An 8,481-nucleotide genomic window follows, 5' to 3' on the forward strand; every position below is an offset into this window, starting at 1 on the left:
TTTTTTGCATTGGGAGTCCCGGTCATGTTGAGCGCATTTCAACTCGAAAATAACCGACTGACTCGGCTTGAAGCCGAAGAGTCACAGCCCCTCATTGATGCCGTATGGGTGGATCTGGTCGAGCCGGACGACGATGAGCGCCTTCGCGTACAATCTGAACTGGGGCAAAGCCTGGCGACACGCCCGGAACTGGAAGACATCGAAGCATCCGCCCGTTTTTTTGAAGACGAAGACGGCCTGCACATTCACTCCTTCTTCTTCTTCGAAGATGCCGAAGACCACGCGGGGAACTCCACCGTGGCGTTTACCATCCGCGATGGCCGCCTGTTCACCCTGCGCGAGCGCGAACTGCCTGCGTTTCGTCTCTACCGCATGCGCGCCCGCAGCCAGGCGATGATGGACGGTAACGCCTATGAGCTGCTGCTGGATCTGTTCGAAACCAAAATCGAACAGCTGGCGGATGAAATCGAAAACATCTACAGCGACCTGGAAAAGCTGAGCCGCGTGATCATGGAAGGCCATCAGGGCGATGAGTACGACGAAGCGTTGTCCACGCTTGCAGAGCTGGAAGATATCGGCTGGAAGGTGCGTTTGTGTCTGATGGATACCCAGCGCGCGCTGAATTTCCTGGTTCGCAAGGCGCGTCTGCCGGGCGGTCAGCTGGAGCAGGCGCGTGAGATCTTACGCGATATTGAATCCCTGCTACCGCACAACGAATCCCTGTTCCAGAAGGTCAACTTCCTGATGCAGGCGGCAATGGGCTTTATCAACATCGAGCAGAACCGCATCATCAAGATCTTCTCGGTGGTTTCCGTGGTGTTCCTGCCGCCGACGCTGGTGGCATCCAGCTACGGGATGAACTTTGAGTTTATGCCGGAGCTGAAGTGGAGCTTTGGCTACCCGGGGGCGATTATCTTTATGATCCTCGCCGGGCTGGCGCCGTACCTGTACTTCAAGCGGAAGAACTGGTTGTAAAAATCAGGCGGGTGGCGCTGCGCTTACCCGCCCTACAAAGCACCTAAATTCCTCTGCGAGTCCTGCGCTGGGTATAAATTGCATCCGCAACGAAAATCGCCAGCGCCACCCAGATAAAGGCAAACGTCACCATCTTATCCGCACCCGGCACCTCGCCGTAAAACACCACCGCCAGCAGGAACATCAGCGTCGGACCAATGTACTGGAAGAAGCCAAGCGTCGAGAGACGCAGACGCGTTGCCGCGCCGGTGAAGCACAGCAGGGGAATCGTCGTGACCACGCCCGCCGCCATCAGCATCAGGTTCAGCGACCATGGGTTGCTGCTCATGTGGCTGGTGGCGCTGTCGGCAATACCGAACAGGTAGATCGCGGCGACAGGCAGCAGCCACAGGGTTTCAAACAGCATTCCCGTCTGCGCTTCCACGGCGATTTTTTTACGCACCAGGCCGTAGAAGGCAAAGCTGAACGCCAGCCCCAGGGCGATAACCGGCAGTGAACCGAAGGTCCACAGCTGCACCAGCACGCCGCAGAGGGCCAGAATCACCGCCACCCACTGCATCCGGCGGAAACGTTCGCCGAGGAAAATCATCCCCAGCACGATGTTCACCAGCGGGTTAATGAAGTACCCCAGGCTGGCTTCGAGCATGTGATGGTTATTCACCGCCCAGATAAACAGCAGCCAGTTTCCGCCAATCAGCACCGCAGAGAGGGCAAGCAGGAAGACCTTCTTCGGGGTTTTCAGTAGCGTTTTGACGCCTGACCACTGACGGCTGATGCTCATCAGCGCAATCATAAAGAAAAACGACCAGATGACGCGGTGAGTGAGGATCTCGTCCGCCGGGACATAGGCGATAAGCTTGAAGTACGCCGGCGCGATACCCCAAATAAAATAAGCGGCAAGAGCGAGTAAAACGCCCTGCCGCGTCTGTTTAGCATCCATCGGGAAAATCCGTTACAAAAAAGTGAAATAATTTTACCCGAATTTGCCGCCTCAACCCACCATATAAGTGGCGGTTGCGCTGGCAATATAAACCTGCTCCTCGTTATGCAGCTCAACGCGGGCGACGGCAACTTTATTCCCGGCGCGCAGCAGGCTGCTGGTGCAGGTGAAGCGGTTTCCGCGTCCCGGACGCAGATAGTCGACGCGTAAATCGATGGTTCCCATGCGCGACAGGCGCTGGCGTAACTCATCTTCGTTGATGGTGTCATGGCGCGTCAGCGTGCTGCCCACGCACACCAGACCGGCCGCCACGTCCAGCGCAGAGGCAATCACCCCGCCGTGCAAAATGCTTTGCGCCCAGTTACCGACCATCATTGGCTGATTATTGAAACTCAGCTGAGCGAAGTCTTTTTCGTATCGCTCCAGCTCAAGACCCAGTGCACGGTTGAATGGCATGTGATACACAAAAATCTCGCCCACGAGCTTTAAGGTTTCTTCGGCGGTGAGTGTGGCTGACATCTGACGTGGCATCCTTGTTGTTAACAAAATGTTGATTTTATGCTTCAGGATAAAGGAATGCCACTTTAAGAAACGAGGAAGCGGAAGTTATCGCAGAAGTCTGTAGAATGCCCGGACAAAACTATTCATTAAATGTCACAATTTCAGGAGAACACCACCGATGCGGACGTATCTGGGTTGGTTACTGGCGGCGGTTGCGCTGCCCCTCACAGCATATGCGCAGGAAGCGACGATCAAAGAAGTGCATGATAAACCTGCCGTTCAGGGCAGCATCATCGCCAATATGCTTCAGGAGCATGACAATCCGTTCACGCTCTACCCCTATGACACAAACTACGTGATCTATACCCAGACCAGCGATCTCAACAAAGAGGCGATAAGTTCCTATAACTGGTCTGACAATGCGCGTAAAGATGAGGTGAAGTTCCAGCTCAGCCTGGCCTTCCCGTTATGGCGCGGCATCCTGGGGCCGAACTCGGTGCTTGGTGCATCTTACACGCAGAAGTCATGGTGGCAGCTCTCCAACAGCGGGGAATCTTCACCGTTCCGCGAAACCAACTATGAACCGCAGCTGTTCCTCGGTTTCGCCACTGATTATGAGTTTGCAGGCTGGACGCTGCGAGACGTGGAGGTGGGCTATAACCACGATTCCAACGGTCGTTCCGACCCAACCTCACGCAGCTGGAATCGCGTTTATACGCGTCTGATGGCGCAGAACGGCAATTTCATGGTGGAAGTGAAGCCGTGGTACGTGGTGGGCAGCACCGATGACAATCCTGATATCACCAAATACATGGGCTATTATCAGCTTAAAGTGGGCTATCAGCTGGGTGACGCGGTGCTGAGCGCCAAAGGGCAGTACAACTGGAATACCGGCTACGGCGGCGCAGAGTTGGGCCTGAGCTACCCGGTGACGAAACACGTTCGTCTCTATACCCAGGTGTATAGCGGTTATGGCGAATCGCTGATCGACTATAACTTCAACCAGACCCGCGTTGGTGTGGGCGTCATGCTGAACGATATTTTCTAAGCTGCTCGAATGTTTTTGCGTTAAACGTTGAAGTTTCTCTCTCAGGCGCTGAAAATAGCGCCTGTTTCATTTCTGGCATATGGGGTTAACGTGGCGCAGGCGGAAGTATTGAATCAGGAATCGCTGGCTAAACAGGTTTTGCATGAAACCTTTGGCTACCAGCAGTTCCGTCCTGGCCAGGAAACCATCATTGAAACCGTGCTGGAAGGCCGCGATTGCCTGGTGGTCATGCCGACCGGCGGCGGAAAATCGCTCTGCTATCAGGTGCCCGCGCTGGTACTTAATGGCCTGACGGTTGTGGTCTCCCCCCTTATTTCCCTGATGAAAGACCAGGTCGACCAGCTGCTTGCCAACGGCGTGGCGGCGGCCTGTCTTAACTCGACGCAAACCCGCGAGCAGCAGCAAGAGGTGATGGCCGGGTGCCGCACCGGGCAGATCCGCCTGCTGTATATCGCGCCAGAGCGCCTGATGCTGGACAACTTCCTCGATCACCTGGCGCACTGGAACCCGGTGCTGCTGGCGGTGGATGAAGCGCACTGTATCTCCCAGTGGGGGCACGATTTCCGCCCGGAATATGCCGCCCTCGGCCAACTGCGTCAGCGCTTCCCTGAGCTGCCGTTTATGGCGCTTACCGCCACGGCGGATGACACCACGCGTCAGGACATCGTTCGCCTGCTGGGGCTGAAAGACCCCTATATTCAGGTCAGCAGCTTCGACCGGCCGAACATCCGCTATATGCTGATGGAAAAATTCAAGCCGCTGGATCAGCTCCTGCGCTACGTGCAGGAGCAGCGCGGCAAGTCCGGCATCATCTACTGCAACAGCCGCGCGAAGGTGGAAGACACCGCTGCGCGTCTGCAAAATCGCGGCTTTAGCGCGGCGGCATACCATGCCGGGTTAGAAAACCACATCCGCGCCGAAGTACAGGAAAAATTCCAGCGTGACGACCTGCAAATCGTGGTCGCAACGGTGGCGTTCGGGATGGGGATCAACAAGCCTAACGTGCGCTTTGTGGTGCACTTTGATATCCCGCGCAATATCGAATCCTACTATCAGGAAACCGGCCGCGCCGGGCGTGATGGCCTGCCTGCGGAAGCGATGCTGTTTTACGATCCGGCGGATATGGCGTGGCTGCGCCGCTGTCTCGAGGAGAAACCGCAGGGGCAGTTGCAGGATATCGAACGCCACAAGCTTAACGCGATGGGTGCCTTCGCCGAAGCGCAAACCTGCCGCCGTCTGGTGCTGCTCAACTACTTTGGTGAAGGGCGTCAGGCGCCGTGCGGCAACTGCGATATCTGCCTCGACCCGCCGAAGCAGTACGACGGTCTGATGGACGCGCGCAAAGCGCTCTCGACTATCGGACGCGTGAACCAGCGCTTTGGGATGGGCTACGTCGTCGAAGTGCTGCGTGGGGCTAACAACCAGCGTATCCGCGACATGGGTCACGACAAGCTGCCGGTTTACGGCATCGGGAAAGACCAGAGCCATGAGCACTGGGTAAGCATCATCCGCCAGCTGATCCATCTCGGCTTTGCCACGCAAAATATTGCTCAGCACTCTGCGCTTCAGCTTACCGAAGCGGCGCGACCGGTCCTGCGCGGTGAGGTTGAACTGAAGCTCGCCGTTCCGCGCGTCGTCGCCCTGAAGCCGCGCGTGATGCAGAAATCCTACGGCGGCAACTACGATCGCAAGCTGTTCGCCAAGCTGCGCAAGCTGCGTAAAGCCATTGCCGATGAAGAGAACATCCCGCCATACGTGGTGTTCAATGACGCGACGCTGATCGAGATGGCCGAGCAAATGCCACTCAGCGCCAGCGAGATGCTCAGCGTCAACGGCGTCGGCACGCGCAAACTGGAGCGCTTTGGTAAAGAGTTTATGGCGCTTATCCGTTCCCACGCTGATGGTGATGATGAGGAGTAGTCAGCCGGGCGAAAAAGTGCCAGGATGATGACTCACTACATTATTTCCCCGCGAGCTAATTATGTTAATGCTATTTCTCACCGTGGCGTTAGTGCACATCGTTGCGCTGATGAGCCCTGGCCCTGACTTCTTCTTCGTGTCACAAACGGCCGTCAGCCGCTCCCGCAAAGAGGCGATGATGGGTGTGCTCGGTATCACCATGGGCGTTATGGTCTGGGCGGCGGTTGCGCTGCTTGGTCTGAACCTGATCCTGGCGAAAATGGCGTGGCTGCATAACATCATCATGGTTGGCGGCGGTCTGTACCTGTGCTGGATGGGCTACCAGATGCTGCGCGGGGCGCTGAAGAAAGAAGAGAAAAAGCCGGAAGAGCCAAAGGTTGAGCTGGCAACGGGCGGCCGTAGCTTTGTGAAAGGGCTGCTGACTAACCTGGCGAACCCGAAAGCGATTATTTACTTCGGCTCTGTGTTCTCGCTGTTTGTGGGGGATAACGTCGGTGCGGGCGCGCGCTGGGGGATCTTCCTGCTAATCGTTGTTGAGACGTTCGCCTGGTTTACCGTTGTGGCAAGCCTGTTTGCTTTACCGGCGATGCGTCGCGGCTACCAGCGCATCGCGAAGTGGATCGACGGCTTTGCCGGCGCACTGTTCGCCGGCTTCGGCATTCATCTCATCATTTCTCGCTAAGCATGACGCGCTGACGCAAGCAGCGCGCCAACCAGCATAAACAGCGAACCAAAGACTTTGTTCAGGGCCTTCATCTGCTTAGGCCCTTTGATCCACGCCGCAATTCGCTGCGCCAGCGTCGCGTAACCAATCATCACAATGATATCGACAATAATGGTTGTCGCGCCCAGCACCACGTACTGCATCACCTGGGGCTGATGCGGCACGATAAACTGCGGGAACAGGGCGGCGAGGAACACAATGCTTTTCGGGTTGGTCAGGTTAACGAATACCGCGCGCTTAAACAGGTGGCCGCGTGTTTGCGTCCGGGAGAGCGTATGCAGATCAATCGAGCCTGCGGCGCGCCACTGTTGAATACCCAGCCAGATAAGATACGCTGCGCCAGCCCATTTCAGCACCTCGAAGGCCAGCACCGAACGGGAGAACAGCGTGCCCAGACCAATCCCCACCAGCACAATGTGAATGCCAAGCCCTGTCTGTAAACCGGCAATTGACGCCGCCGCGCCGCGATAGCCGTGATTAATGGAGGTGGTCATGGTGTTGATTGCGCCCGAGCCAGGTGAAAGGCTGAGGATGATGGATGTCAGCAGGTAAGCGAACCACCACTCGAAGGTCATTTGAAACTCCCGGATCGTCTGTTTTTATGCCACAATACGCTATTGTTGAGTCATTTTGTGACCGGTGACGAAAAAAACGATATTCCCTGAATTACGGGGGGTGGAAACCCAATGTTTCAGCAGAAAAAGGACTGGGAAACACGAGAAAACGCATTTGCTGCTTTCTCCATGGGGCCGCTGACCGATTTCTGGCGCCAGCGTGAGGAAGATGAGTTTATGGGCGTCGGGGATATCCCGGTACGCTTCGTTCGTTTCCATGATGAAAAAAATGACCGGGTGATTGTGGTTTGCCCCGGGCGCATCGAAAGCTATATCAAATATGCCGAGCTGGCGTATGACCTGTTCCATCTGGGCTTTGATGTGTTAATTATCGACCATCGCGGGCAGGGGCTTTCCGGCCGGATGCTGCCGGATACCCATCGCGGCCACGTGGATAACTTCAGCGATTACGTCGACGATCTGGCCGCGTTCTGGCAGCAGGAAGTGCAGCCCGGACCGTGGCGCAAGCGTTATATTCTTGCCCACTCCATGGGGGGCGCGATCTCGACGTTGTTTTTGCAGCGCCATAAGCACCAGTGCGACGCCATTGCGCTGACCGCGCCGATGTACGGCATTGTGATACGTTTTCCTGACTGGATGGTGCGCCATCTTCTCGACTGGGCTGAGGGCCATCAGCGCATTCGTGAAGGCTATGCCATAGGAACAGGACGCTGGCGGGCGTTGCCGTTTGCCATCAACGTGTTAACCCACAGTCGGCAGCGTTATCGCCGCAACCTGCGTTTTTATGCCGATGAACCGCGTCTGCGGGTCGGCGGCCCCACCTGGCACTGGGTGCGGGAAGGTATTCATGCCGGTGAGCAGGTGCTGGCGGGCGTAGGCGATGATGACACGCCGACGCTTCTGATCCAGGCGGAAGAAGAGCGTGTGGTGGATAACCGCATGCATGACCGCTATTGTGAACTTCGCGCCGCGGCGGGCCATCCCTGTGAAGGGGGTAAACCGCTGGTCATCAACGGTGCGTACCATGAGATCCTTTTTGAAAAGGACGCTATGCGCTCAGTCGCGCTCAACGCCATTGTTGAATTTTTCAACAGGCATAACTGATTATTGTTTTCCACCAGAGGTTGAAATCCCTATGTACCAGGTTGTTGCATCTGATTTAGATGGCACGCTGCTTTCCCCCGACCACACCCTGTCGCCTTATGCGAAAGAGACCTTAAAACTCCTGACTGCCCGCGGCGTGAACTTTGTGTTCGCCACCGGCCGCCACCACGTGGACGTGGGGCAGATCCGCGATAACCTGGAGATCAAGTCGTACATGATCACCTCCAACGGTGCGCGCGTACACGACACGGACGGCAACCTGATTTTTACCCACAATCTCGATCGCGACATCGCCACTGATTTGTTCGGCATTGTGCATAACAACCCGGATATCGTCACTAACGTTTATCGCGACGACGAGTGGTTTATGAACCGTCATCGCCCGGACGAAATGCGTTTCTTCAAGGAAGCCGTCTTCAACTACTCCCTGTATGAACCGGGTTTGCTGGATCCTGAAGGGATCAGCAAGGTGTTCTTTACCTGCGAAAGTCACGAAGCGCTGCTTCCGCTGGAGCAGGCGATCAACGCCCGCTGGGGAGACTGCGTGAACGTGAGCTTCTCCACGCTGACTTGTCTGGAAGTGATGGCGGGCGGGGTGTCCAAAGGTCACGCGCTGGAAGCGGTCGCGAAGCGTCTGGGCTTTGATCTGAAAGACTGCATCGCGTTCGGCGATGGCATGAACGATGCCGAGATG

Annotated in this window: 9 protein-coding genes; 6 read left to right on the forward strand and 3 right to left on the reverse strand. The window is 56.4% G+C overall.

The genetic code is table 11. The features are described 5' to 3' along the window. Nucleotides 1-24: 24 nt before the first annotated feature. Nucleotides 25-975: a magnesium/cobalt transporter CorA gene (gene corA, locus HP459_RS05575; RefSeq protein ID WP_003860807.1), complete on the forward strand. Its 951-nt coding sequence runs from the start codon at nt 25-27 to the stop codon at nt 973-975. A gap of 43 nt (nt 976-1,018) precedes the next feature. Here the strand turns inward: corA and rarD are convergent, their stop codons facing one another. Together rarD and yigI are read right to left on the reverse strand one after the other, a co-directional pair. After that, nucleotides 1,019-1,915 (reverse strand): EamA family transporter RarD, encoded by an 897-nt coding sequence (gene rarD, locus HP459_RS05580; protein ID WP_023305230.1) that lies wholly within the window; start codon nt 1,913-1,915, stop codon nt 1,019-1,021. A gap of 51 nt (nt 1,916-1,966) precedes the next feature. Then, entirely contained in the window at nt 1,967-2,434 is a 468-nt protein-coding gene (gene yigI / locus HP459_RS05585) for an acyl-CoA thioesterase YigI (protein ID WP_006812366.1), read from the reverse strand. A gap of 160 nt (nt 2,435-2,594) precedes the next feature. Between yigI and pldA the strand changes: the two genes are divergently transcribed. From pldA to rhtC, 3 genes are all read left to right on the forward strand, one after another. Then, a complete protein-coding gene (gene pldA / locus HP459_RS05590; protein ID WP_022646666.1) occupies nt 2,595-3,464 on the forward strand; it encodes a phospholipase A in 870 nt (289 codons plus the stop codon). A 90-nt stretch (nt 3,465-3,554) separates the two neighbouring features. Next, nucleotides 3,555-5,384, forward strand: coding sequence for an ATP-dependent DNA helicase RecQ (recQ, locus tag HP459_RS05595; RefSeq protein ID WP_161177376.1), 1,830 nt, complete (start codon nt 3,555-3,557; stop codon nt 5,382-5,384). A 61-nt stretch (nt 5,385-5,445) separates the two neighbouring features. Continuing rightward, a complete protein-coding gene (gene rhtC, locus HP459_RS05600; RefSeq protein WP_006179256.1) occupies nt 5,446-6,066 on the forward strand; it encodes a threonine export protein RhtC in 621 nt (206 codons plus the stop codon). On the opposite strand, the gene rhtB is transcribed toward rhtC, so the two are convergent. Then, nucleotides 6,063-6,683: a homoserine/homoserine lactone efflux protein gene (gene rhtB, locus HP459_RS05605; protein WP_006812363.1), complete on the reverse strand. Its 621-nt coding sequence runs from the start codon at nt 6,681-6,683 to the stop codon at nt 6,063-6,065. The genes rhtC and rhtB overlap by 4 nt on opposite strands. A 111-nt stretch (nt 6,684-6,794) precedes the next feature. Here rhtB and pldB point away from each other — a divergent pair, with 111 nt between their 5' ends. Beyond that, nucleotides 6,795-7,787 carry a lysophospholipase L2 gene (gene pldB / locus HP459_RS05610; RefSeq protein ID WP_022646668.1) on the forward strand — a complete coding sequence of 331 codons (993 nt, stop codon included), beginning with the start codon at nt 6,795-6,797 and terminating at the stop codon, nt 7,785-7,787. Between the two features lie 31 nt (nt 7,788-7,818). Next, the coding region (yigL, locus tag HP459_RS05615) for a sugar/pyridoxal phosphate phosphatase YigL (RefSeq protein ID WP_171936008.1) at nt 7,819-8,481 on the forward strand (663 nt) is incomplete at its 3' end.

Source organism: Enterobacter sp. CM29 (genome assembly GCF_013179605.1).
GTDB classification, from domain to species: Bacteria; Pseudomonadota; Gammaproteobacteria; order Enterobacterales; family Enterobacteriaceae; genus Enterobacter; species Enterobacter intestinihominis.

Coding starts and splice junctions, on each gene's coding strand:
- corA (WP_003860807.1), top strand. CDS start 25: ATGTTGAGCGCATTTCAACTCGAAAATAACCGACTGACTCGGCTTGAA.
- rarD (WP_023305230.1), bottom strand. CDS start 1,915: ATGGATGCTAAACAGACGCGGCAGGGCGTTTTACTCGCTCTTGCCGCT.
- yigI (WP_006812366.1), bottom strand. CDS start 2,434: ATGTCAGCCACACTCACCGCCGAAGAAACCTTAAAGCTCGTGGGCGAG.
- pldA (WP_022646666.1), top strand. CDS start 2,595: ATGCGGACGTATCTGGGTTGGTTACTGGCGGCGGTTGCGCTGCCCCTC.
- rhtC (WP_006179256.1), top strand. CDS start 5,446: ATGTTAATGCTATTTCTCACCGTGGCGTTAGTGCACATCGTTGCGCTG.
- rhtB (WP_006812363.1), bottom strand. CDS start 6,683: ATGACCTTCGAGTGGTGGTTCGCTTACCTGCTGACATCCATCATCCTC.
- pldB (WP_022646668.1), top strand. CDS start 6,795: ATGTTTCAGCAGAAAAAGGACTGGGAAACACGAGAAAACGCATTTGCT.